This window comes from Mycobacterium sp. TH-M82 (assembly GCF_057473605.1).
In genome coordinates, this window is sequence record NZ_JBYCKY010000239.1 from 34,921 (window position 1) to 58,923 (window position 24,003).

Below are 24,003 nucleotides of genomic sequence, written 5' to 3' on the forward strand. Positions count from 1 at the left end.
CCACTCCCCCATTAGTACCCATATGGGACATAAGGGGCGGTTGGGGCTTAGTCTCCCAACTCGGCGAATCGCTGCTGCGCTGCTTGGCGGGTCGTACCCAGAGCTACTGCGATAGCAGTCCAAGAATCCCCGGCCCGGCGGGCTGCGCGAACTTCCACCAGCTCTGAATCGGCTACCGGGACGGCCTCTACCGCCGCGACGATGCGGCGGAACGCTGTGGCATCTCGTGCAGGATGGGTCTTCGGGTCCAAGGTGTCAGACCTAGTCGCCATCCGGCACAGCGGGCGCAGGGAACGGCTGACCGCTGTTGAAGTCGCGCTCCAACCGGTCGCACAGCTCATTGATCGCCTTGCGAATGAACTTCTGCTGCTGGCCAATACCGGTGTGCGGCTGCGTCCAGGTGATGGTGTTGACCATGCGCTCCTTAGCATCCTCCGGAAGCGACAGCAAGATGTCCTTCGAGGCAACGGGCCGCTTCGCCGCAGTGGTGCTGGAGGTGGTGATCTCCTGGGGGGGCTGCTTCTGCGGCGCCCGCCGGGCGCGCCCGCGAGTCGTCGTCGGGCCAGGAGTTTCGGCCGGAGGAGCCACCGGCGGTTCCTGCTCGACGGGGCGCTCGACGTGAGTTGCTCGCGCAACGCTAGGCGCCGCCGGCGCTACTGCTTCCGCCGCCGCAGTCGGGCGATCGGGCTGGGTGTTCGCAGTCTGGACCGGATCGGCTACCCCACTGTTCGCCGCTGCCGCCTGGCCGATCGAACTACGCCGGCGCGGACTCGGGAAACTCGGCCTGGGAATGGTGGTCATGCTGGCATCCTTACCTGAGCGATGGACTTAACGATTTCGGCGAAGTTCGTTGCCAGGCCCCGACTTCGGGCAGTCGGGCGCGGGTGCTCATCCAAGCCCATGCCGACCACGGTCAGCCGTGCGAGATCGGCCATCAGAGGTATCGGATCGCCAAGGATCTCCACCTCATCGTCGACTGCGAGCTCGCGGATCTTCTGCAGCCACTCCTCGTGATCCCGCCGGCTGCTGATCACCCGGTTCACAACCCAGCCGGCAACCGGGAGCGACTTGCCGAGGTACTCCTCCAACTCGTCGACAGCCCGCATGGTCTGGTCGCCGCCGCGGATCGCCGGCACCTCCGGTTCGAGAATCAACACCAGGCTGTCCGCGGCCATGAAGGCGTTGCGGGTGACTAGGTCGGTTGCCGGCCGGGTGTCGATGAAAACGCAATCCCAACGATCGGCCACCGGCCGCAACGCCCTACTCAACGAGTTCTCCGCGCCAGGCTTGCCGAACAGCGCATCCTGGACCGCTTGCAGACCGTCGAATCCCGACGGCAGCAGATCGATGCCAGGACGGCGGGTCGGAATCACAGTGTCTTCCACCGACGCCTGGGTCTGGCGATCCAGGACATCGGCCAGCGTCAGGGGCGGCGGCTCGTCGGCACTGAACTCGGTCAGCTGGGATGTCGCGTTGCCCTGGGGGTCGGTGTCGACGACGAGTACCCGCAACCCCATGGCGGCCGCCGCATGGGCGGACCCGAGCACCACGAGCGTCTTGCCGACGCCGCCCTTCAAATTCCCGAAAACATGGATGGCCATAGGAATCCTTACGTTAGGAGCCATTGTCTTACCGTATGTAACGGGCCATTAGCGCAGCGTATGGAATATTACCCACCATAAGCGGGGGTTGTATTCCAGGAGCTTACGGAACAGCACGGTATAAAAGATAGCATGAGATACTATAGGGGTTCAATAGCTACCGGTACAGAACATTATGTTATATACCAGGACAGCATAACCCATATGGGAAAATCCACCGACGGGACGCGCGCCCAAAAGGACCAAGCCTCGTACGGCCACCCACCGTCACCGCAGAGCCACGAACGGCCGGATCCGGCACAATCCCCCGACCGAACCTACAAACGCAAGGCTCCGGCCATTCTGAAGCGTTTTCCCAGGACGGGCCCCAACGCCCGAATCGTGGACGCAAACCGCCCCGGAGCCACTCCGTCAAGCCCTGAAATTACGCCGAAACGACTGAACGAGCGCCCCGCCCGCCCCACGCCAGGCTCCTTAGGAGAGCGCCTCGACACGACCCGGGCACCCCATGAACGCGCGAGCGCGACGAAGACAACCCCCGAACCGCCCGCGCCGGGCGCCGAGACGCGACCGCCCGAGCCGTACCGGACGGCTCGGCAGGCTCACGCAACGCGCCGAATCCGCCGAAGCCGCGCACTGTGAACGCACTAAGGCCCAAGAACCCGCAATCGACGGGATCGCGCAGTACCCGCCCGGGGAAGGGGAGAACCCCAAAAAACGGGGGACGGAGATGAAACGCCGAGAGCAGCCCACCGATCCCGCGCGAGATGCCGGCGACCCCAGCAGTCGTGCCGGCGCGGTGCACGATGGCACCGGCCAGCAGGCAAAGCTTCCGATCGAAAAACACGCGATGACGGTGAGCGCAAGCAAAGGCGTCATGGCAGGGGGAGCGGCAGCCCGCGACTCGGGGGCCGGCGGGCGCCAGTACGAGTGCCAGCCTGAGGGATGCCGGGGAAAGGCGATGTCGTGCACCCGCGGCCTGGCGCCAATCCGACGATCCCAGGGGGGGGGATCAAACGAGGCTTGGTGTGCCGCGCAGCGGCGAGTCTGTCGCTGACGGTATGCCTGGGCCGACTCGGGACTGCGCCGGCCGGATGTTAGCCGACCGGGTCTACGATGAACCGTCGCGTAGGCTCCCACACCGCTTCCGGCTCGACGCCCGAGGTGCGACTGTCACCCGAGGAGTAGGGAGTGCCGATGGCTCGGCGGGCGGCGTCCAGGACTCGGCCGTGCGCTTCACTCAGGGTTGCCGGTACTTCCTGCATCAGGGGGCTGGGCGAGGTAGACGACGCTTGGTCGGATTGAGGTGGGGAAGGCGGCGCTTGTAGGTGATCCACCATGTACGCCATCCAGCCGGCGACGCCTGGGTGGGGGTCGATTCCCGGCGGCAGGAGCCGGCCCTGGCGGCGTAGCGCGTCAACTGCCGCGGTGAGTGCCTCGCGGCCGGCCTCGGGGGTGAGGCTGTCAACCTGCAGAAAATAGATCTCACCAGTTTTGGTGAACGCGGTGGCCTCCACGCCGGTGACGTCGCGATCGTGCAGGCGGGCAGGCGCCGATCCGGCGAGGCTAGAACTCTGTCGGATCGCGTCGGTACGACTTGACCAGACGGTGTTGAAGATCTCGACGGTGTGGGGGACCGCGGTGCTGTCGATAACCACCGCGCGGGACTCGATCTCCGCGCCGTCCGAGATGGCGTCAGCAACGGTAACGTACTCGGCTGCCCGCTCCGGATCGGTGAACACTCCGGCGATCGCGATGTCGGGAGCTTCGTCATAGGGGTCGCCGCCGGAGTTTGTGACGACGTGCACCTGTTGGCCGGCGAGGAGGTCTGCGGGTGAAGAGGCATAGCCCGCCGATGCCAGCGCGGACATCAGGACCCGTGAGTACGGGACGGCCAGATCGTCGGCGACGCGTCGCAGGGTGGCGGCCGCGGGCAGGCTTTCCTTCCATCGGTTCACCGTCAGTCGATTCACCCCGATCCGGGCTGCAAAGGCTGTCACGGTCTCATCGCGCGCGGCAAGGACTTGGCCGATCAGATCAGGCAAAGTCTCCATGCCAAAGAGTGTAGCGTAAGACGAATCACATGATGCCAAATGCGCAGCGGCGTAGGCGTCGACTGACCAGGGTTAAGCGTCGGGAGTCCGCCTGCGCAGAGGAGTGGCGCACCTGGGCTGCCGTCACGGCCTCGCCTCAACTGCTCGAAGTGGCGGGCGGCGGCGGCCCATGGGGGATTGCAAGCGTGACTGTCCGTTGTCGATCTATCTGGGGCAGGTCTGGGACCCTGACCTGCGGTGCCTCAGATCAAGTGACGACCGGCAACGGACGGTTTGCCATTTGAACTGGGGTAGGTCGACTTTCGTGGCAGCGAGCGAGCTTGATGGGGTCTCAGTTGTCTCTGGAGCGGAGTCGCCTGTGGGGTAGGGGCGGGAGGATTCCGAACGCCTGGTCCAGCGCGCGGCCGGGGTTTGTCAGCCATCAGCGGGTCCTGCTTGGTCCGGCTGGGACCTGAAGATGCCGCCAGAAACCCCGGCCCGCGCTCGCGCCGTCGACACAGTCCACGTCAGCCTCGCTCACCGGTTCCCGGAACGCCCTGACCATGCCTGGCCAGTCCACCAGTGGATGTACGATCAGCAACTCATGCGGCACGCCGGCCGCGATGACGGTGCCGCACGTTGGGCCACCAGCTGGCTTCGCGCAGCAGTGTGGCGATGGCGGGGACGGTGAGGGTGCGCACCAGGAAGGTGTCGAGGAGTAGCCCACAGCCGATGATGAGTCCGGCCTGGATCATGATGGCGATCGAGCCGGTGGTGAGGCCGAACATGCTGGCGGCGAAGATCAGGCCGGCTGAGGTGATGACGGAGCCGGTGTTGGCGACGGTGCGTAGTACGCCGACGCGGATATTGGGTCCGGATTCTTCGCGCAGCCGTGAGACGAGCAGCATGTTGTAGTCGGCGCCGACTGCTACCAGGATGATGAACGCCAACAGGGGTACCGGCCAGGCGATTTCGTATCCGAGGCCCCATTGGAATATCAGAACGCCGATGCCTAGTGAGGCCAAGTAGTTCAAAACGACGGTGCCCAGCAGGTACAACGGGGCCACTATGGCGCGCAGCAACACCACCAGGATGAGCCCGACAATGAGCAGGGTGGCGATGGCCAGTTGGGCGAAGTCCGCCCGCAGCAATCGCTGGATGTCGGAGTTGACGGCGGGGAACCCGGCAACCGAGACGGAGGCGTCGGCCAGTGAGGTGTTGGGCCGCGCCGCGTTGGCAACGTCGACGATCTTGTGTGCCAGGCGGATTGCTGCGCCACTGTAGGGGTCGGGGGTCGATTCGATGGCAAAGCGTGCGGTTTTGCCGTCGGCTGACAGGAATTGTTTCGCTACATCGGCGAATCGGCGGTTCTCAAAGACATTGGCGGGCAGGTAGAAGCCGCTGGCGGAGTCCGAGGAGGCGCTGGCGCGAGCGGAGTTCTGCAGTTGGGTGGCGATCTGGTTCATCCCGGACAGCAGTTCGATGTTGCTGTCGACCAGCGTGTGCACGCCGGTCGCCAGTGCTTGGGCGCCCGCGGCGAGTTGGCTGATGCCGTCTTGGAGTCGACTGATGTTGCCGGCCAGGTCGGCGGGATCACCGAGGGCTCCGAAGGCCTTGTCCAAGGCGGTGACCGCGGTTTGGACATTGGCGAGGGTGCCGGCCACGGTGGCATTAGTGTCGGGGTTGTAGTGGTCGCCGAGGTCGGCGACCTCGGTGAAGAATCCGCTGTCGCGCAAGCTCACCAGAATCTGAACTTGATCGCGGATTTGGGCGCACTGCGGTGTGGTGGCGCACCACGGGGAGGTGTTGAGGGCGCCGACGAGGGGGTTGAGGATGGCGATGGCGTTTTGGGCTTGTTCGGCCAGGGGCCGCAGCCCGGGGCCGGATTGGATGGCTTTGTCGACGGCCGGGGCGGTGGCTGAAAGCTGTTGCAGCAAAGGCTGGAACCGCTGAACCTGAGTGCCGGCGGACTGAGCTTGAGCCAGTATCCCGGTCAGTGGTGTCAAAGCGCTGCGCAGGGTGGTGTCAAGCTGAGCGAGCCCGCCGGCGAGTTGGTCGGCGCCGTCGGTGAGCCTGGCGAGATCGTCCTTGCGTTCGTTGCCGTCGGCGACGGCGCCAGCCAACTTGTCGCCGATCTGGCCGTTCTGCCACGAGAGTTGGGCCTGCTCGAGGCGCTCTCCGGTGGGCCGGGTGACCCCGGAAACTTTTTTGACGCCGGGAATCTGGGAGATGCGGGAGGCCATTTCGTCGAGGTCGGCCAGCCCCTTACCGGTGCGCATGTCGGTGGGGCTTTCCACGACCAGGAATTCGGGGATGACGATATCTTTGCCGAAGTGGCGGTCCAGCAGCTGGTAGCCCTGGTTGCTGGCGGTGCTGGTGGGCTGGCCTTTGCGGTCGTCGTAGCTGATTTTCATCGTCGCCGCGACTCCTGCCAGAGCCAGCAGGATGACCAGGCTGGTGATCAGCAACCGGCCGGGGCGCCGGACCACCGCGACGGCGACGCTGTTCCAGTACCGGCGGGTCCGATCGGATTTTGGTTCGCCGATACGGCGTTTGGCGGCCAGCGCCAGCACCGGCGGCAGCAGCGTGACCGTGGCTGCGAATCCGACGAGCACCGCGACCGCGCACGCCGGGCCGAGCGCGGCGAACACACTCAGGCGGGCGAAGACCATCGCCAAAAACGCGAACGCGACGGTGGCCGCCGAGGCCAGGATCACCCGGCCGATGCTGGCTGTAGCGTGGATAACGGCCTGATCGGCGGGCACCTGCGCGCGGCGCTGCTCGTGATAGCGGCTGATCAAAAACACCGTGTAATCGGTGCCCGCGCCCAGCAGGATCGCGGTCATAAACGCCACGGTGAACTGCGAGACAGGCATACCCATCTCGCCCAGTGCGGACAGCACACCGCGCCCGACGGCCAGGCTCACCCCGATCACCAGCAGCGGCAGCAGCGCGGTGAACACCGACCGGTACACGATCAGCAGGATCAGCGCGATCAGACCTGCAGTCGCGATCGAAATCAGCAGCAGGTCGTGCTCGGCAGAAGCGATCATGTCACTGAACGTCGCCGGCGGCCCCGTCACATACGCCGTGGTCGACGTGCCGGCGAACACCCCAGCGGCGATGCCACGCACCGCCTGCACGGAGGCGGCCGCGGTGGGATCACCCAGCGTGCCGGCCACGCCCACCGGCAGATACCAAGCCTGGTGGTCGTGGCTGACCGCGTGGGCCGCGGTGACCGGGTCGGCCAGCAGGTCTTCAACCAGCAAGACGTGATCGGTGTCGGCGCGCAGCCGCGCCACCAGCTGGTCGTAGTGCTGCCGCGCCGCGGGGGTCAACCCGGCGGGGTCTTCCATCGCGACGAACACCATCGTTTTGGAACCCTGTTCGCCGAACGCCGCGCTCATGCGGTCCACCGTTTGAAACGACGGCACATCGCGCGGGAGCAGGTTCACCGACTGCTGCCGCACCACCGTCTCCAACTGGGGAAACAACAGCGCCAGCACCACCGCAACGCCGACCCATGCCCCCATCACCAGCGCCTTGTGCCGCACCGTGAACCCAGCCAGCGCCGCCAACCGCGCGCTGTACTCGCTGGAATCGGCCGTAGGGGTCGAACGACCATTGCGCTTCAGCAGTGTCGCCGTGGTACCCGAGAAGTCCCGATCGCCGTCGGCCACCACACCTCCATCAAACGAAACTATCGATATCGCTACGCTACTCGCAGTACCACATCGTCGATACATGCGCTATTCAGCGGCGCACGCGCGACGCAGCGCGGAATAGACCATTAACGACGTGCGGCGAGATCTACCTCGGCGTCGTCGGCCTCGGGGATGTCATAGCGGACCACCCGGACCCGCCCATGCGGCAGGCACGCCATGTAGCCGTGGTGCCTGCCGTACAACTCCCAGGCGGTGACCTGCGGGTGGGCGTCAACATCGATGCGGTGTCCGCTGGAAAAACCAAGGTGCAGCCCACCACCATCGCCGCACCATGCCTGCGTGCACACCGCGCCGGCGAGATCCAGCAGTGGGCGCTCATGAGTCGCGACCCGGCCGGGATCGATGAACACTGCCTCGACCGGAAAGTCACCGACGGCGGGCAGCGTAAGCCGCAGCGGGCGGTAAATGACCACCTCATTGCAGTCATCGAAGTCCAACACCAGCCCATCACGCAGCGACACGCGTTGCACAACGCACGCTTGAATCCATTGGGGGTACATGGCGCCTCCGTCGACACATCCTCGGGTGATGCACAAATAGTACTACTAGTAGCGCTCCGCTACTAGTAGTAGCGTTAACTGCGAGCCACGGAGGCCGAACGGACACTACGGCGCTCCCACTACGAACCGTTTCGCTGCGCTACCGTTAGTGCCATAACCGTCGGCCTAAGCGCGCAACGCCGGCCAAAAACGCGGAAGCAGCGAGGTGAGCGAGGGTGAGCAGCCGGCTGGAGTTCGGCCACGACGACGGCAACGACGATGACAACATCGACCCCCGCCGGATCCGATCCCGCAATCGCCTACTGGACGCAGCGGCCGCACTGCTCACCAGCGGCGGCATTGAGGCCGTCACCATCGATGCGGTCACCAAAGCCTCCAAGGTGGCTCGCACCACCCTCTACCGCCATTTCAACAACTCGTCGCAGTTGCTCGCAGCGACCTTCGAGCGGCTGCTACCTCAAGTCACCCCGCCCGCACCGGCCAGTGGAACGCTGCGCGAACGGCTCATCGAACTGCTCACCCGCCAGGCCGCCTTATTCGCCGACGCTCCGCTGCACGTCACCGCGCTGGCCTGGCTCGCCCTGGGCCCCACCGCAACCACCGATCACACCAGCGGTGAGCACGCCCCCAGGGCGCTACGCGCACGAGTCATTGACCAATACCGACAACCCTTCGACGCCATCCTGCAAAGCACCGAAGCCCGCGCCGAACTCGGCGACTTCGACGTCGAACTCGTACTGTGCCAACTCATCGGGCCATTCGCCTTCGCGCGAATGACCGGCCTACGCACCATGACTGCCCACGACTGCACACGCATCGTCGACGACTTCCTCACCGCCCACCGTCACAACGACAGCGAACCCGCAACCACACAGGTCGGCGATAATTTCACCGCAGGTCAGGCACCAAACAGTGCCTCAGGTCAAACGAGAACGGACACCCGCGCTGGCCGTGGCCGACGCGCACCCACTTCTCGGCCGAATGAGGGCGATTAGCCGACGTTGCACTACGTTGCGGGCTCGTTCCCTGCCTTGGAGTCGGGCCGGTTGACGCGTGTGGCGCTGAGTTGCTGATCATAGATCCACTGTTCGATGGGGCGGGTGTGGTCGCGGCGCCGGGGAAACCGGCCGCCGATACTGACGTAGACCGCATCGACGGCGCGGGCTCGCGCGGGTGTTGCTGCCACGGTGTTCCAGATCCGGACGCGAGCGTCAGCCAGGATGGCGGCCAAGGCGATCAGATCGGGGTAGGCGGCGATGTGGGCGTCGACGTCGGCGTGGGCGGGCGGCAGCGTGAACAGGCCCGCGCTGCGTGACCAGCAGCGGTGGATCCGCGCGGCATCCTTGACCGCGAAGCGCGCGGTGTTGTTGTGGCGGCGGTGCAGTCGGGCATGGCGCTGCGCGGCGGCGATCACGACGGGTGCACAGCGCAGATCGCGTTGATCATCGAGGGTGTGGGTGCCCGGACCGATCCATCTGCGGTGTTGGCGGCAGACGGTGGCGTAGTCGGGCAACCAGCAGTAGACGGGCTCGTAGACCCCGCGGCGTGCCATGCAGAGCCGGCATGCGGGCCGGGCGTGGCGGCGTTGTCGGGTGGTGTGGCGGTCGCGGTCGGCCAGCCCTATTAGTCGGGCATCAAGAGTGACTAAAGGGTGGTTGCTGGCGGTTGCCAACCAGTCCGGCCTGGGACGGCAGATCGCGGGACCGTCGGCCAGGTAGCACCGCAGCTGCCGGGGTTTCACATGGTTGGCGTGCGCGAGGCGATCAAGGTAGGACTGGACGGTCTCGGTGTGAAACGGTGTGACGGTTCGGGGTAACGGCGCCACGGGCCCCTGGGGCCACGCCGGGGCGGTAGACACCTCAGCTGGCACTGCGTTGTGCCGATGTTTGGGCCGCGTAGTCGATGAGCACGGTGTCCATCAGCTCTCGGGTGACGCTTTCGGTTTCGTCGAGCATGCTGCGGATCGCCGCCGCGCGGATCAGGTGCGCCAGGCTGCCGATCATGCCGCCGGTGCGTTGATGCAGGTACTTGGCCTCGGCGACCAGCGTTCCCGCGTTGTGACGGTGCAGCCGCAGGGTGCCTTCCATCGCGGCCACCAGCGACTTCCATTCTCCGGCGTATGGGAACGAGCTGGTGTTGATCACGCCGCAGCGCCCGGCGAGCTGGCGGCCGCGGGTGCCGGTGAACACGCCGGAGCGCTCGACGTCGATGCCAGCGTAGACGAAGGTGGCCGGTAGGTGTTCGGTGAAGTACTTCAGATGATCGGACAGTTCTTCGCCGGCGCGGGTGTCGAGGTTGAGGTTGTGGATCTCATCGACGATCACAATGTCGGTGCGGGCGTCGATGAGGACCTGACAGACAGCATCAGAGATGTCGGTGACGTTCATCCGCGGTTGTATCATCGGAAGGCCCAGAAATCGGGCGAACTCCATCGCGAGTTTGCGCGGCGAGCCTTTCGGCGGCGCCGTCGCATACACCACCGGAATCCGGGACTTGTCGGCGAATCGTGTCCGGATACGCAGTTCGTGAAACCGACCGAGCTGTTTGACCGCGGTGGTCTTCCCAGTTGCGGCTGCCCCGGAAATGATCAGTCCGCGCCGGGCGCCGATCTCGCGTTGGTTGAGCAGCGTCAGCAGCCGGCCCTCGTTGGTGATGCGCTGGATCGCCGACGTGGTGACCACGACCAATTCACTGTGATGAGCGACGCGGGCCTCGTTGTAGTTGGTCCGCTCGGCCTCCGACAGGGCGCTCCACTGCGCATCGGGCAACAGGATGAACTCGGGTGGATCCGCATCAACGAAACGGCGCCAACCCTCCAGCGTGGTGGTGGGTTGGCGCCGATCCTCGAGTTGGCTCACCGGGGCAATCGTGTTCACAGCCGCCACGATTCAGCCTCCTTGCGTGCATCAAACACCGGAAGTGGTATGACCTGCGCGGTCTCGGCGTCCTCGCCGTCGTCTTCGTCGTCTGACGGCGCATCTGCCTCAACGGAGGGTGCTGCGGCGTCCGGCCGTGGCCACGCCGGCGCCGTGGTCGCCCGCGTTCGGCCCGCCACCCGGCGATCCTTCGATTCCTGTCGGGAGGGTTCGGGGCCTTGTGCGGCTCGGTCGAGCAGTTCGTCGGCCGCGCGGGCGATCTCGGCCTCGGTCGCTTGATCCTGCCCGCGCTGGGCCAGCACGGTACGCGCATGCTGCCACATCGATTCGCCGAACGGCACCGGGTGGGTGCGTAAATACGTCCAGGTCGCGGCCAGCCAGCCCTCGTCGTGATGGTTGCGCACCCAGATCCGCGACACGTCGTAAGGGTCGTGATGCACTTCCCACTGGCCCTTCTTGGATTCCACCCCCGAATGCTGGCGGCGGTAGGGGTTGAGTGCCTTGGCGTCGTAGGTGCGGTTGTTGACCCGAATGCCGTAGGAATTGATGCGTCGCCAGCACGACGGCAGCAACTCGATGTAATCGTCGGCCGACAGCGGCACCGGAACATACCCGGCGACTTCGACCAAAGCGGCGTACTTCTCGTTGGGAGTCAAGGGTTTTCCCGGGGTGACGGGGTCACGCAAGCCGTCGTGGGGACGGTTTTGCCAGACTGCGACGATCCACTCGTCCAGCAGGGCTTGCAGTTCCACGATCGACCACACCGCGTCCTGTTCGGCGTTCTTGCCGCGCCGCTCGACGCTGGAGCCGACATACCCGGCGACATGCTGGGCGAACAAGGTGGCCACCGACTGCAGCGTCCGCTCGATCTTGGGTTTGTCGGTCGGCGTGTCGGGATGGGCGGGCTGCAGATTGATACCCAGCGTGCAACAAGCCTGGCGGAAGGTTTGCGACAGATAGGCCTTCCCGTGGTCACACACCACGGTCTCCGGGGCGATCACTGGCCGGGCGGCCGCATCGGCCAACCGCTGATCCACTTCGGTCAAGCAGCGGTGCGGCAGCACTGAGCGCGACATGCGCAGCGCATCGGACCATCCCGGCCGCATCGGCTCCGGCGTCAGTGCCCGCGCCAGCAGCAGCGCAGCGTCGACCGCTTTGGTCGTGGGCCGCAATACCGCCGCCGGAACTGAGCGGGTCGCATCGTCAACCATGCCGGTCAGCTCGACCCGGTCGACCGTCCCGTCGTCGAGGACCACCCGCACATCCAGTGGAGTCGAATCAATCTCGACCATCTCACCGGGCCGTGCCACCGTCAGCACACCGAACGGGCTACCTGGCTGTTTGGCCAGCGAACGGCGGGTGCGCGCGGACCCGAACGTGTGCCGGCCCGCCGACAACCTCTTCACCAGGCGATAGAAAGTGCGCTGCGAGGGCATCGCCGGAGCGTCCTGCGCGCCGTATTGAGCCACCAACGATTTTGTCACCCGTCGCTGCAAGCGGCTGACCGTCCCGGTCGACAGGTCGGTCTCGTCATCGATTGCCTGCCGGATCGCGGCCACCAGCCGCTCGTCGACGCGGCCGAACACCGGCCGGCGGGGGATGTGACGACGATCGACAACGCCCAATAGGCCGTCTCGTTCGTAGGCATAGCGTTGCCGCTGCAACGTGTTCAAGCTGATCTCGTGGCCGGCCGACTGCAGCTCGGCGAGCTTGGTCAGCTCGCGCTGCCGCAGCGAACACGACGTCGGATCGAACTCGGGTCGCGGCCGACTCCCTGCCTCGGCATCAACCCGTCGACCCGTCAACACCTCGATCAAGTGCCGTTCCCACCAGCGGGCCCGCTCCGCGGCAGCCTCCGGCACACCGGCCAAGGCTTCCTCGGAACACAGAGCAGGTCGCGACCCCGACACCAACTCCAACGTCGTGTCACCCAGCAGCCGAGACAGCGGTACCACCGACTGCCCGCCGACCGCATCGGTCAGCCTGGCTGCGCCACCAGAAAGTGTGGCAACCGTGAACACCCCGTCGGATAAACGGATTTCATCGCCTTCACGGATGACACCTGAACGCATACCCGTCATCGCCACAAGGCGGGGCCGACGATCGACTCCTCGGCCAACACGGCCCCGCAAAGGTCAACACCCAGCCGCCCATGCCACAGCAGGTGGAACAGCACCGGCAACACCATGATCGCTTCGCCGACCGATCTCACACCGGCCATCAGCGGCCGCGCCGAGTCGAACACCGCTTCCAACGCCGCAGCGACCGCCGGGCGGTACACCCGTGGATGCCGATACCCAGATAACCAGCGCAGGTTCGCCGTCACCACCGGATCTGCCTCGCCCACACGCTGATAGGCCCATCCGAGCGACCGGCACGCCTGATCCGATCGAGCGAATAACTCAGCATCAGCATCCGATATCCGGTCATCGCGGCGCACGTCGAGAACCCTCGCGGATCCGTCGGACAAACGCACGAAGTAGTCAGGCACGTGGTGCCTGCCATCACCCCAGTGCAACCGGAACGGCTGCGACGCAACGCCAGTGACCGCGGGGTCAGCATCCAGCGCCATCAAATGGTCACGCTCCACCCACGACTCATACCCGATGTGTTCACGAGTCGTCGAAAACCACCACATCCCTGGATAATTACTCTGTCCACGAAACGACGGGAAACCGCGGATAGGTGAACAGTCCAACTCAAAGTCCGCCGTGGCGCACTCCGCTAGCGGCAAGCGCGAGCGCCCTCCTCCGGTGGAGCTGAATTCAAGCTCAACACCACCGTTGACCTGCGGCCACAGCGCCGCCGGAGCCGTACGCACCTAAATAACGCTACCGGCGGTACCTCAGATAGATTGGCAAAGACACGCCGATACCTCAGATATCGCGACAATGCCCAACGTCGGATGTCAACGGACAGTGACCTGCGCCGCGAGCAACCCCCGAGGCCCCTCCCGGAGGCCGGAGTCCCTGTGGCGTCACAGTGACGAAACGTCCTCAGGCAATCCGGCCTCGGGAGTGCAACCCTGAAACCGTTTCCCGGCAGCAGGTATCAACGCTCCCTTGCTAGCAACGTAGCAAGCCATGCTTGACAGCACCGCTACTGTCTGTGCAAGCTAGAGAAACAACTACATAGCTAGCAAGCAACACCACAAGCATGGAAAGCGTTCAACCAAGCAAGCACGTAACCAAGCAAACGTGCAAGCTAGGTCCTCTAGAAAACCAGCTATCGAGATGGATAGCCTGCGAGTAAGTCAGCAAACAGGCATCTAGGCAGGGGACCGTAACCGAAATGAGTCGAGACGATGGCGACCAGCGGCGACTATCAAATTAGCTTCCGCGTTGAGCCGCAACTGAAGCGAGAGTTCGAGCTCGCCCTGGTGTTACGGGCATTTCGGACCGAGAAGAAGGCAACGGCGGTGTCGGTGCTTACGGCAATGCTCCGCGAGTTCATCGACGAAGAGAATAGGCTACGAGAATGACCAGAACCCGGGTCCTCAGTCTCATCGCAGCAATGATCGCCGCCGCTACCGCGGTCGCGATCGGCCCGATGCCGGTCGCCGCCGCCCGGCCCGTGACGGCACCGTACGCGTTCGCCGGGATGACCATCATCCAGGGCGGCTCCCGCTGCACCCTCGGCTACCTCGAAACCGTGGAACGGATCGCGTACTCGGCCGGCCACTGCGATGACGGCCGCATCGTGAAAAACGCTGAGGGACAGCGCATCGGCGTCGTTATAGAGTCCGAGAACAACCGCGGCAACCACAGTGCGACCGGCCCCAGCGACACCGTCGTCGACTACGAAGTCATCAGCATCGACCCCGACGTCACCATCACCTCGCGGCTCGGCCCGGAACTGGCCACCACTATCCTCAGCGACCCGGCTATCGCGCCGAAGGTGGGGATGGCGGCCTGCCACTACGGCGAAGCCAGCGGCGACTCCTGCGGTGAGATCGCCGCCGTCTACGACGGCTGGTTCACCATGAAGGCCGGGACCATGCCGACCACGCACGGCGACTCCGGCGGACCCATCTACACCTACTCCGACACCTACGGCGGCAAGCCGGTCCTCATCGGCCTGCTCCGCGGCCGCAACGGCGCTCGCACAGCCGGCGTCAGCTGGCCACAGATCCTGCAGGCGACCCGAGGCTAAACCCAGGCCAACCTGGCCGATAAGCCCTGCCTAACCAGGGTCGGCACCCATGCTCCTGGTTAGGCAGGGGCCCAACTGTGGCCCGATCCGGCCAATCGGAGCAGCAACATCCCCCGTTGCAGGGCCTCGACCTCGGTACACTGGGCCAACAGTCGACCCTCAGGAAGCGCCCAGGATGCCCGGACAGATCAACCCCATCTGCGACAACGTTCGCCAGCAGATGGTTGATGCGATCAACGAGCAAATCAGCCGCAGAGGATGGACCCAAGCCGAGGCAGCGCAGCGGCTCGGCGTCAGCCAACCCCGGATCTCACACCTGGCCAGCGGCTACGTCGGCCGCTTCTCCGTCGACGCACTGTTCAACCTCGCCGCACGATGCGGCCTACAAGTCGAAGTCACCGTCAAAGCACCATCACCGAAAAACGGCGACACCGTCACAACTTGAGCAGGGCACTCAACCGCGCCAAACGCTGTGCGGCAAGGGCACATTCATGCGCCGTACGACCCACATTGACGCCCTCACCGAGGCTCTCCGCCAGCGCGGCAGGATCCAACCGCAACACAATCGCCAGCGCCGACTGAAGATCGCCAGCGCAACCCTCACCACCGGGCCCACCCAGCACCGGCTCCTGCAGGTCCTCCAGCCCGGACGCCGGGCCGCCGCCAACGTCATGTTCCCCCGATCCACTCCCGAGCTGCCCCGTCGGCGGATCGAAGCCATCACCGTCATCGCCGAAATCACGGCCAGACGGCCCACCACCGTCGCCCCAGGCCTCGCCGTCCCGCGAACCCGCCGTCAGACCCAACGGTCCGTCAGCGGGCTCCTGGGCGCCCATATCGGGTGCAGACCACGGACCGGGGGAGCCCGGCAGCGCCGGAGGGGTCAGCGCGCCCTCCCGAGCAGCGGCGCGAGCACGCCGATCACTGATCACCGAATCGATAACCCCGCGGATCACCGCCGTCTGCGCCTCACCCGCATCGACCCGGGCCAGCTGGCCGGCGGCCGCATCGAGGACCTCGCCGGCGCCCGCCACACCGAGCAGCGCGACATCGTTGGGCGTCACCGGAATGCGCGTACCCGGCCCAGTGATCTCCAGCAGCGGAACCACCAACGTCTCCACGCCCTGCCGGTACCGACGCGCATTCGATTCCGACCCGCCGAGCTGGTCCCGGACGAAGCCACTGAAATCGAGGTACGGCTCTCCAGCACGGTCGCTCAGGTAACGCCAATCCTCATCGCGATAGATCACCGCCAGGATCTCCAACACGCCCCCGACAGCCCGGCCCAGCTCAATCACCCGCCGGGCGGCCCGCTCCGGCGCACTCTCGACATCATCGGCCGAAGCCACACACACCGTGCTCACCGTGCCCCCGAACCGATCGCATCCCCAACCGCAGCGGACGCCGCCGCCCCCAAGAACCGATCCAGCCCGCCCCGACGCTTCGGATCGGCCCACGCCATCCGAACAATCGTGCTCAACGACGCCGTCACAACACGAACATCGATATCGACCGGGCAGCTCAGCCGGAACCGCTTCCGACTGCCATCAGCAAGCAGCCGAATCAACCCGACCGGGACACGACCCGACACCACCGCTTCAGGCCCTGAACGCGCCCAGCCCATCACCTGATGAGCCACCAGACAACGCGCCAACGGATCATCGACGGAACCCACCGCAAGGGCATCCAGTGGCCCGTCAGCCTCATTGGCATGCCCCAACTCAAGCCGCCGCTCATACTCACTGGCCGCCATAGCCAACCCGGCCAGATACACCTTGCGGATCCGTACCCGGTCCTCACCGGCGGCAAGCTCCAAACGCCGGTAGGTCTCACACGCACCGTCAGGAGTCGAGGCGTACTCAATCTCGGACTGTCCCAACCGCAGACGCGCTGCAACCAACTGCCGGCGAACAGCCACAAGGGCCTGCCGCTTGGCCGCGACGGTCTCAGTTGCCGCTGTCTTCACGCGCCTGCGCTTCGTCGACACCGAAGAACTCATCGATCTGCTGATCAACCGACGCCTCGTCGGGCCCCTCGAAGACGTGCACGACCTCATCAACCGGGTCGATGACCTCAACACGAACCGCTGCGGACATGATGTACCTCCCTGATCCAATACTGGCTATTCAGAACCGAATTGCTTGATCCGACCGATGATCCGATCGGTCGCCTTGATCACGGCCTCAGCCGTCTTACGAACCTTCTCCTTATCGCCGCGAGCCCAGCCGTCGATGTAGGAGAACGAGTTGTTGTCGGTCAACCCATAGCGCCGACTCACGACGTAGGAAACGCTCTGGGCTTCGACCTCCATCGTGGACCGTTGCCCACCAGCGCCGGTGTGATACTCACCGGTCCGCTCGGTGTGCCCCAACTCGATATGAGCCAGCTCATGCGCCGCCACAACAGCTTGATGGGCCGGGGAGTAGTGGGTGTTGATGGTCACCGTCTTATTCACCGGATCTGTACTTCCATCCGGGATTCCGGGCCCTCCACCGTTATCGGTGTAGATAACGCGATAGCCGTGATCGGCGATCTGGGCACACAGATCCTCGTGCATCCCCGCCGGCGCATCACCACTGAGACGATCCACGGAGACAACGGGCGGCCGGGGGAGGGGATCCCCATCGGTTGAGGACACATCGAACACCGGCACCGGCTTGAACCCGATCAACTGCTGCGCATACTTCGGCTTGCCGTCGGCACCCAGGATCGGCTTGCCGTTGCCATCCTCCTGACGCACCTTGCGTGACATCGGCGCGAAGATCCAGATCGCCTTCTCGCCCTTCTGAACCGAGCGCCCGACCTCCTGCCACTTCCGGAACCCCGCAACCTGCGTGGCATCGGGCTTCTGCATGTAGATCAACAACTGGTTGTTCAACGAATACCGGTGAAACTGACCCGAGAATTCCAGCCACTCCCGCCAGTTCTCCGCGGTATTCAGATCGGTGAGCGCGGCGTCGATCTCCCTGCGAATATCCTCAGTCCGCGTTTCCTTGTCCGGAAAGCTCACCACCTGCCGACCCGCACCAGATCCCGCCTCAATCGGGTCGGCGCCGCCGAGATCGGCCAACTCCTGCATCAGCGCCGCTTCGGCCTGCTCCAGGTCAACCACCGCCGCGGCCGCCCGACCATAGGAGGCCCGCGCGTCACCAGGGCAGCGCCGCGGCCCACCCGGCTCACTCTCAGCTCGACACACCCCGGCACGCCCCTTCCCGTCTGGTCACCAACATCCGGGCTCAGCATCAGTCACGGCCACCGGCATCTTCAAGAGGAGTTGACCCTGCGCGTGATCACGGCACGTAAGTCCACTTGAAAAGGCTCAGGAGACCCGGAAGAGTCAGTGGCGGCCATCGCTGCGGCGGCCAGACTCCCGAACCGCTCGAGTCGCCCACATCGACTCGACAACCAATCCGGGACAAGACCCCCAGGGCCCCGCACTCACCGCCTCTACCAAGGACGCTGCACGACAGATGTGGGCTGCCGCAGCAGTTCTGGAAGGGACTGTGATCACCATGACCGACAACGCAGCAAAAAGTGCCGCGCGCAAACACCAGCGGGATACCGGAGTTTCCTACACCCGAGCACTCCGCCACGTCGCCAACGCCCACACAACGCCGGCCGCAGATCGTCTAGTCGGCCGAGGGTGGTACTTCGCCGACCTGGGTCACGCGATCCTGTGCGCCGCAGACAACCTCGGCGACGCGCGCATCGCGTCGAACAAGGCCTACTACATCCCGAACGTGACCGCAGAGGTCAACGACTGCTGCGGGAGGATCAGCTCCGACATAGCGAACGCATCGCTCCTGCTGAGGAACGCCAGAGAGCAGCTCAGAGCAGCGTCCACCGCCTTCGCTGATAGCTCCGGCAAAGACGACGTCCTGATCCCCGCCCCGCAGGTCACCTTTAGCGAACGCTACGGCGACTCCCCGCACGGGGTCCTGGCGGACTCTTCGCAGCCGGCTGTGCGCGACGTGCTCGCGGTGCTCGACGGCGTTCCCTACCAGGCCTGGGTCGACCGCTTCGGCCCGTCAAACTCCAACGGCGGCACCGCGTGGGTCCTACGAACAACAGCCGGCCCCGCAACCATCTACAGGACGGAATCTGGCACCGAGGAAGGTAATTCGATCAGCGGAACTACTACGTGGAACATCGGCGCCCACGCCGACAGAGTGATCTGGCACCTCGAATGCACCCTGACACCCGACGTCCCGTTCGAGACGCGCGAACGCATCTCGTCAGTGGATGCGCCCAACGGTGGATTCAACGTGCTGTCCGAAATCACGTATGCGCTCGACGAAGCCAGCCACGATCTGCGCGACGTCACCCAATGGCTGGAGTCCGACTGGACGCCAGCCGGTACCGAACTGCCCGCCGGCGCTGCCGCAACCCGCATCAGCGTTGCCGGCTTGATCGAACGCGTACAAACGATCGTCGACGAAGCATCAGAACTTGCCCGCCCCCTGCTGGAGGGATACCGCTCGCCATGACGGGCGGCAGAGCGCCGGAACAGGGCCAATTCGAACTGTGGCCACGAGACCATGACCTGCCGCCACGCTGGGACGGACTACCGGTGCAGTGGGGCCATTGGAGCGACACCGGGGCGGTGTTCGTGTGCCCGCCGGCCAAACCGCAACGATGCGATCGGTGCGGCAGTCACCGACCCCGACTGCTCAACGTCGGCCGCGTCTGGACCGATCCACAGACCGCTCCGCCGGCCATCGGCGTAGCCCGGCTTCGCCGCGGCAAGCACCTCGTCGGGATCATGTCGGCATTCCGGTGCCCAGACTGCGGCCACGACACCGTCCTCGACGCTGCTGGCCAGGAGTGGGACCTCGACGAGACGGACTACACCGACGACGGATCCACGGCACCACCGCCCTGAACACACCACCGCACCAGTGCCCACAGGTCCTCTTGAAGACCCAATGTCCGTCCTGAAATGTCTAGGCCGAAAAGGCACAGTGCCGCCGGAGCCCGGAGGAACAATGACGACCACGCAGCAGATCAGCAGAGCCACGTATTTCGCCGGGCTGCGCAGCGGAATCCGCGAGGCCATGGACGATCTCAACGGCGTCCGCAGCGCACTGATCGAATCCGCCTACCTACCCGGTCGAACCCCCGACCTCACCGCCGCCACCCACACCATCGAAACGACGACCACAGAGCTATACCTCCTGCTCCGCAAGGCCCGCGACCTGCTCAAGTCCGCCGCCGACTCCTTTCGTGGCATCGAAGGCAAAGACACCGCCACCATCGCCGCGCCGGAGGCTGTGATGGGCCAACGCTTCGCCGGGTCATGGCGAGGTGTCATCGCAGACGCCAACCAGCCGACCTTGCACGACCGCCGGGTGACCTTCGACGGTATTGCCTATCACGCCTGGGTCGACCGCTTCGGCCCACCGAACTCCGCGGCCGGCAATGAATGGGTCCTGCGAACCGCCGCAGGCCCCGCAACCATCTACGCCTCGAACAACGACAATGAGGCCAGCATCCCCATCACCGAAGTCTGAACCACCCCGGGTTTGATGCACACCTTCTTTCGAGGGAAGGTTGTTCGCATCATGCCGAGGAAGTACGACGACGAGTTCAAGGCCCGGGCGGTGCGGCTGGTCACCGATCATGCCGAGGAGTACGACACCCGCACGGCCTGCATCACCGCGGTGGCCAAGCGGTTGGGAGTGTCCTACGAATCGCTGCGCCGCTGGGTCAACCAGGCCGAGGTCGACGCCGGCCAGCGTGACGGGGTGCCCACCGATACGGTGCGGGAGTTGCGCGAACTCAAACGCAAGAACCGTGAGCTTGAGGAAACCATCGAAATCCTCAAGGCGGCAACAAGTTTCTTCGTGCGGGAGAGCGACCCGCGACACCATTGATCTGTGCGTTCATCGCCGAGCATCGTGCTCGGTTCGGGGTCGCTCCGATCTGCCGCGTGCTCACCGAGCACGGCTGCCAGATCGCCCCGAGAACCTTCTACGCCTGGCTGGCCCGACCCCCGTCCGCACGAACCCTCTGGGACACGGTCATCACCGAGGTGCTGGCCGGCTACTACGAACCCGACGAGCACGGACGCCGCAAGCCCGAAGCGTTGTACGGTGCGACCAAGATGTGGGCCCACCTGCAACGACAGGGCGTCGCCGTGGCCCGCTGCACCGTGGAACGCCTCATGCGGGCCCACGGCTGGCAGGGCGTGCGCCGCCGCAAGAAGGTCCGCACCACCATCGCAGATCCCGCCGCGGCACGGGCAGCTGATCTGGTCAAACGCCAGTTCCGGGTACCCGCCCCCAACCTGCTGCTGGTCGCGGACTTCACCTACGTCCGGCTAGCCAACGGAGCGTTCGTGTACACCGCATTCGCCATCGACGCGTTCGCGGGCCGGATCGTCGGGTGGACGTGCTCAGCAAGCAAGGAGGACCGCTTCGTGCGCCAAGCGATCCGCCACGCCGCACAACTCCGAATCAATGAAGGTAATCCATTGTCGGGCAACACTATCCACCATAGCGACGCCGGGTCTCAATACACATCGGTGCGGTTCGGGGAAACCCTCGCGCTGTCCGGACTGGTGGCCTCCATCGGCACGGTCGGGGATGCCTTCGACAACGCCTTGGCGGAGACGACCATAGGGCTGTACAAGACCGAAGCCGTCCGTGACGACTCACCGTTTCGGCGAGGGCCGCTGCACCGTCTGACCGACGTCGAACTGCTCACCGCCGAGTGGGTCCACTGGTACAACACCGACCGGCTCATGCACCGCCTGGGCCGCATCCCACCCATCGAGTACGAGACCGTCCACTACGCTACAAACACAGCCCGATCAGAGGCTGCACACCAATAACCGGTGTGCATCAAACCCGGGGCGATTCAAGGACTCGACCGTCAGCAAGGTGCGGATGAGCCTGTTCGGCGACCCCCGACGACTCAACAAGGAAGACGACCGCCGCTACTACCAGGACAAGGCCACCGAGGCCGCAACCTACCTCAACGACACAGACCTACTCACCGCAATACGGGACTCAGTCACTGAGACCGCCGCCGACACCGACTACGGCCGCAACCTGCGCATCATCCTTGCCGGAGAATCAGTCTCGGGCCGCAACGTCGGCACACTCGCCAGCCTGGTCAAGGTCTACGCCCGCAAAATGCAGATCGAAGCCGAACGCAAAGCCAACCCGCCCGCCAAAGGCTTCCTCGGCGACATCAAGCAGCGCATCCGAAACATCAGCCTGCAGTTGACCGCGGTGCGCGAGATCGACGGCTACTACGGAACAACCACACTGTTCATCGGCCGGACCGACGACGGCCACATCGTGAAGTGGTTCGCCACAGGCACATTCACCTACGACATCGGCGACACCCTCAACCTCGAAGCCGCCACCGTCAAAGACCACGAGATCTACGAAGGCCTGGACCAGACCGTCATCACCCGCGCCAAGATTGACACCTTCACCGAGCGCGCCGAGGGCTACCAGGCCTACCTGGATGCCCACGACGGCAAGGACGAAGGCTTCGTCGCCCGGGAGTGGGATTACGAGGCCAACGCGCAGCGGGAGTACACCGTCTACGAGATCGACCGCTGGCTCGGCAGCAAGGCCGAAAAGCAGCGCTTCGCCGAGTGGCAGAAAGCGCAGAAACCGTGATCCGGCAGCGGGAATGAGCACCTTGAGAATCAACACCCCGGCTGGAAATCTGACACACACAAGAACGAGGAGATCGATCCCCCTATGAAAGAACCCAGCACGACGCGCGTCCGACCGCCGGCGCGCATGCGACATCTGGTCGCACTCGCCGGTGCATTGGTGCTGGCGGTGATCGGCCTTGGCCGCTGGTGCCTTTTGGACGCGTTCTTCCGCGGGGCCGCAGTAGGACTCGCGATCTACTGCGCCATCCAACTGATAGCGCACCTGCGTATACGCCTGACCATTTGGCGGGCCGCAGCGCTACTGCGACGCCAGCGCGGCACCGGAAACCGCAAGACCACCTGGAGCGCCAAAGACTGGGAATGGGCCCTCACCCGACTGGGAACGCGGGCCGCGCTGAGCGAAGCCGCCCGGTGCAGAATGGCACAAAACGATGCGCCCCGAGGGCCTGGACAGGCCGGAAGGTAGGCAGCCGATGGAACACGAAGCCGGCACCGAGAAATCTACGCAGGAAGCCTACGACCTATTGGCGACCCTGACTGAAGCCGCGGAGACCGCCGCCCGCGCCTTCAAGGCGGCCAAAGACGAAGGACCGGACTCGGCGTTGCCCTTGATGCGACACGCGGCTACCGAAATACGTGCGGCCATACCAACGCTCGAGAAACTCACAGCGGACGACTCCCCAGTGGCCCGCGTACTTAGCGGCGGGATCCAGCGGGCCACCGCCCTTGCCGACTCGCTGGAGCACGAGATTCAACGATGGGAACGAGTAGCGCCGTACCTGTGCGAAATGCAGATACTCCAGAAACAGTTAGAGAAAGCCATCGCCGACCACAAGGACGTCGAAGCCCGAGTGGTCGCCGAGACACCACCGACGGTCCATGAGGGCATCAGCGTGAAGTGTGACGCCAGCGGAGTCGTCGTCACGCTGGCAATCGACCCAGCGGCACTCGCACGGCTGCCCTGGGCCGACCTGGGCCGCGCCATCGTCCGGGCGCTGCAGATGGCCGAAGATGACATGAGAGCCAAGTTGGCGTCCGCAATCGGAGTGCCGGAAAGCAATCGCACCCCTAGTGACGGAAGCGGACTCATTGAGACCTTCCAGGGCGGCGAACTGATGGTCGCTGTCGACAATCAAGCCCGCCCCGTCGTAGTCGAGATAGGGCCCCAGGCCGCGAGCTGGGATATCGAGATCCTGGCCACCCGGGTTACAAACCTGGTCCGCCTAGCGCAGCTGCGCGCCCGACAAGAAATGTTCCGGCCGATGAATGACGCGGCGATCAGGTACGGCGGTTCCCCGTACTTCGGGCCGACTTCCGACGACATCACGGCGTGCCAGGCTGCTCTGGCCCACGCATGAGAACACACGGGGACACGACGCACTCCTGATGGGATGCGCTGCTGCCGTGGCGACCGTGGCGACTGTGGCGAGCCCCCCGGCGAAGCACTAACTGCTCCAGGCGACCGGCTGGGTCGGTGCTG

The 24,003-nt window shown here is 65.1% G+C and carries 25 protein-coding genes and 1 other annotated feature; of the genes, 12 read left to right on the forward strand and 13 right to left on the reverse strand.

Annotated features, from left to right (window positions below; genetic code table 11):
• Window positions 1-261 precede the first annotated feature (261 nt).
• Window positions 262-417: a hypothetical protein gene (locus AC2VON_RS07210; RefSeq protein WP_486952328.1), complete on the reverse strand. Its 156-nt coding sequence runs from the start codon at window positions 415-417 to the stop codon at window positions 262-264.
• Between AC2VON_RS07210 and AC2VON_RS07215 the strand changes: the two genes are divergently transcribed.
• On the forward strand, window positions 416-622 hold the full coding sequence (locus tag AC2VON_RS07215) for a hypothetical protein (RefSeq protein ID WP_486952329.1): 207 nt from the start codon (window positions 416-418) through the stop codon (window positions 620-622). The genes AC2VON_RS07210 and AC2VON_RS07215 overlap by 2 nt on opposite strands.
• A gap of 175 nt (window positions 623-797) precedes the next feature.
• Here the strand turns inward: AC2VON_RS07215 and AC2VON_RS07220 are convergent, their stop codons facing one another.
• The 4 genes from AC2VON_RS07220 to AC2VON_RS07235 all read right to left on the reverse strand — a co-directional run bounded on the left by AC2VON_RS07220 (window position 798) and on the right by AC2VON_RS07235 (window position 7,859).
• On the reverse strand, window positions 798-1,601 hold the full coding sequence (locus AC2VON_RS07220) for a ParA family protein (RefSeq protein ID WP_486952330.1): 804 nt from the start codon (window positions 1,599-1,601) through the stop codon (window positions 798-800).
• A 1,097-nt stretch (window positions 1,602-2,698) separates the two neighbouring features.
• Complete coding sequence (locus AC2VON_RS07225; RefSeq protein ID WP_486952331.1) at window positions 2,699-3,655, reverse strand: hypothetical protein; 957 nt, start codon at window positions 3,653-3,655, stop codon at window positions 2,699-2,701.
• A gap of 581 nt (window positions 3,656-4,236) precedes the next feature.
• The gene (locus tag AC2VON_RS07230) at window positions 4,237-7,314 is read right to left on the reverse strand and encodes an MMPL/RND family transporter (protein WP_407663421.1); all 3,078 of its coding nucleotides are present in this window, start codon (window positions 7,312-7,314) and stop codon (window positions 4,237-4,239) included.
• Window positions 7,315-7,424: 110 nt separating this feature from the next.
• Complete coding sequence (locus AC2VON_RS07235; protein ID WP_041317922.1) at window positions 7,425-7,859, reverse strand: DUF6188 family protein; 435 nt, start codon at window positions 7,857-7,859, stop codon at window positions 7,425-7,427.
• 215 nt (window positions 7,860-8,074) lie between these two features.
• Here AC2VON_RS07235 and AC2VON_RS07240 point away from each other — a divergent pair, with 215 nt between their 5' ends.
• Window positions 8,075-8,854 (forward strand): TetR/AcrR family transcriptional regulator, encoded by a 780-nt coding sequence (locus tag AC2VON_RS07240; protein WP_013828997.1) that lies wholly within the window; start codon window positions 8,075-8,077, stop codon window positions 8,852-8,854.
• An 11-nt stretch (window positions 8,855-8,865) separates the two neighbouring features.
• Here AC2VON_RS07240 and AC2VON_RS07245 read toward each other — a convergent pair whose 3' ends face one another.
• Genes AC2VON_RS07245 through AC2VON_RS07260 form a run of 4 tightly spaced genes read right to left on the reverse strand, consistent with a single transcriptional unit; the run spans window position 8,866 to window position 13,556 of the window.
• Window positions 8,866-9,684 carry a TniQ family protein gene (locus AC2VON_RS07245; RefSeq protein ID WP_163705330.1) on the reverse strand — a complete coding sequence of 273 codons (819 nt, stop codon included), beginning with the start codon at window positions 9,682-9,684 and terminating at the stop codon, window positions 8,866-8,868.
• A gap of 34 nt (window positions 9,685-9,718) precedes the next feature.
• Window positions 9,719-10,744 carry a TniB family NTP-binding protein gene (locus tag AC2VON_RS07250; RefSeq protein ID WP_013828995.1) on the reverse strand — a complete coding sequence of 342 codons (1,026 nt, stop codon included), beginning with the start codon at window positions 10,742-10,744 and terminating at the stop codon, window positions 9,719-9,721.
• On the reverse strand, window positions 10,732-12,807 hold the full coding sequence (locus AC2VON_RS07255) for a Mu transposase C-terminal domain-containing protein (RefSeq protein WP_234807287.1): 2,076 nt from the start codon (window positions 12,805-12,807) through the stop codon (window positions 10,732-10,734). The genes AC2VON_RS07250 and AC2VON_RS07255 overlap by 13 nt, the downstream gene beginning before the upstream one ends.
• A gap of 5 nt (window positions 12,808-12,812) precedes the next feature.
• Entirely contained in the window at window positions 12,813-13,556 is a 744-nt protein-coding gene (locus AC2VON_RS07260; protein WP_165757716.1) for a TnsA-like heteromeric transposase endonuclease subunit, read from the reverse strand.
• Window positions 13,557-14,039: 483 nt separating this feature from the next.
• Here AC2VON_RS07260 and AC2VON_RS07265 point away from each other — a divergent pair, with 483 nt between their 5' ends.
• From AC2VON_RS07265 to AC2VON_RS07275, 3 genes are all read left to right on the forward strand, one after another.
• Window positions 14,040-14,216, forward strand: coding sequence for a hypothetical protein (locus AC2VON_RS07265; protein ID WP_486952332.1), 177 nt, complete (start codon window positions 14,040-14,042; stop codon window positions 14,214-14,216).
• Entirely contained in the window at window positions 14,213-14,887 is a 675-nt protein-coding gene (locus AC2VON_RS07270; RefSeq protein ID WP_486952333.1) for a chymotrypsin family serine protease, read from the forward strand. Before AC2VON_RS07265 ends, AC2VON_RS07270 begins: the two co-directional genes overlap by 4 nt.
• A gap of 175 nt (window positions 14,888-15,062) precedes the next feature.
• Entirely contained in the window at window positions 15,063-15,332 is a 270-nt protein-coding gene (locus AC2VON_RS07275) for a helix-turn-helix domain-containing protein (RefSeq protein ID WP_486952334.1), read from the forward strand.
• Here the strand turns inward: AC2VON_RS07275 and AC2VON_RS07280 are convergent.
• Genes AC2VON_RS07280 through AC2VON_RS07295 form a run of 4 tightly spaced genes read right to left on the reverse strand, consistent with a single transcriptional unit; the run spans window position 15,322 to window position 17,999 of the window.
• Window positions 15,322-16,242, reverse strand: coding sequence for a hypothetical protein (locus AC2VON_RS07280; protein ID WP_486952335.1), 921 nt, complete (start codon window positions 16,240-16,242; stop codon window positions 15,322-15,324). The two genes, AC2VON_RS07275 and AC2VON_RS07280, sit on opposite strands and share 11 nt — an antisense overlap.
• Window positions 16,243-16,247: 5 nt before the next feature.
• Window positions 16,248-16,853 carry a hypothetical protein gene (locus AC2VON_RS07285; protein ID WP_486952336.1) on the reverse strand — a complete coding sequence of 202 codons (606 nt, stop codon included), beginning with the start codon at window positions 16,851-16,853 and terminating at the stop codon, window positions 16,248-16,250.
• A complete protein-coding gene (locus AC2VON_RS07290) occupies window positions 16,834-16,983 on the reverse strand; it encodes a hypothetical protein (RefSeq protein ID WP_486952337.1) in 150 nt (49 codons plus the stop codon). Before AC2VON_RS07290 ends, AC2VON_RS07285 begins: the two co-directional genes overlap by 20 nt.
• Before the next feature lie 26 nt (window positions 16,984-17,009).
• Window positions 17,010-17,999, reverse strand: a complete 990-nt coding sequence (locus AC2VON_RS07295; protein ID WP_486952338.1) for an ArdC-like ssDNA-binding domain-containing protein — start codon at window positions 17,997-17,999, stop codon at window positions 17,010-17,012.
• Between the two features lie 400 nt (window positions 18,000-18,399).
• On the opposite strand from AC2VON_RS07295, the gene AC2VON_RS07300 reads away from it, so the two are divergent.
• The 7 genes from AC2VON_RS07300 to AC2VON_RS07330 all read left to right on the forward strand — a co-directional run bounded on the left by AC2VON_RS07300 (window position 18,400) and on the right by AC2VON_RS07330 (window position 23,881).
• A complete protein-coding gene (locus AC2VON_RS07300) occupies window positions 18,400-19,374 on the forward strand; it encodes a hypothetical protein (RefSeq protein WP_486952339.1) in 975 nt (324 codons plus the stop codon).
• On the forward strand, window positions 19,371-19,769 hold the full coding sequence (locus AC2VON_RS07305; RefSeq protein WP_486952340.1) for a hypothetical protein: 399 nt from the start codon (window positions 19,371-19,373) through the stop codon (window positions 19,767-19,769). Before AC2VON_RS07300 ends, AC2VON_RS07305 begins: the two co-directional genes overlap by 4 nt.
• Before the next feature lie 103 nt (window positions 19,770-19,872).
• Window positions 19,873-20,397: a hypothetical protein gene (locus tag AC2VON_RS07310; protein WP_486952341.1), complete on the forward strand. Its 525-nt coding sequence runs from the start codon at window positions 19,873-19,875 to the stop codon at window positions 20,395-20,397.
• 51 nt (window positions 20,398-20,448) lie between these two features.
• Window positions 20,449-21,719, forward strand: a protein-coding gene (locus AC2VON_RS07315) for an IS3 family transposase (protein WP_486952342.1) whose coding sequence is annotated in 2 segments (ribosomal slippage) — window positions 20,449-20,722 and window positions 20,722-21,719 — 1,272 coding nt in all. Because the reading frame shifts where the segments join, the coding sequence is not laid out codon by codon here.
• Window positions 20,718-20,849: a sequence feature (AL1L pseudoknot), on the forward strand. (Overlaps the previous gene by 132 nt.)
• Window positions 21,720-21,774: 55 nt before the next feature.
• Window positions 21,775-22,521 (forward strand): hypothetical protein, encoded by a 747-nt coding sequence (locus AC2VON_RS07320; RefSeq protein WP_486952343.1) that lies wholly within the window; start codon window positions 21,775-21,777, stop codon window positions 22,519-22,521.
• A gap of 84 nt (window positions 22,522-22,605) precedes the next feature.
• Complete coding sequence (locus AC2VON_RS07325; RefSeq protein ID WP_486952344.1) at window positions 22,606-22,989, forward strand: hypothetical protein; 384 nt, start codon at window positions 22,606-22,608, stop codon at window positions 22,987-22,989.
• A gap of 7 nt (window positions 22,990-22,996) precedes the next feature.
• The gene (locus tag AC2VON_RS07330) at window positions 22,997-23,881 is read left to right on the forward strand and encodes a hypothetical protein (RefSeq protein ID WP_486952345.1); all 885 of its coding nucleotides are present in this window, start codon (window positions 22,997-22,999) and stop codon (window positions 23,879-23,881) included.
• The last annotated feature ends 122 nt before the right edge of the window (window positions 23,882-24,003 follow it).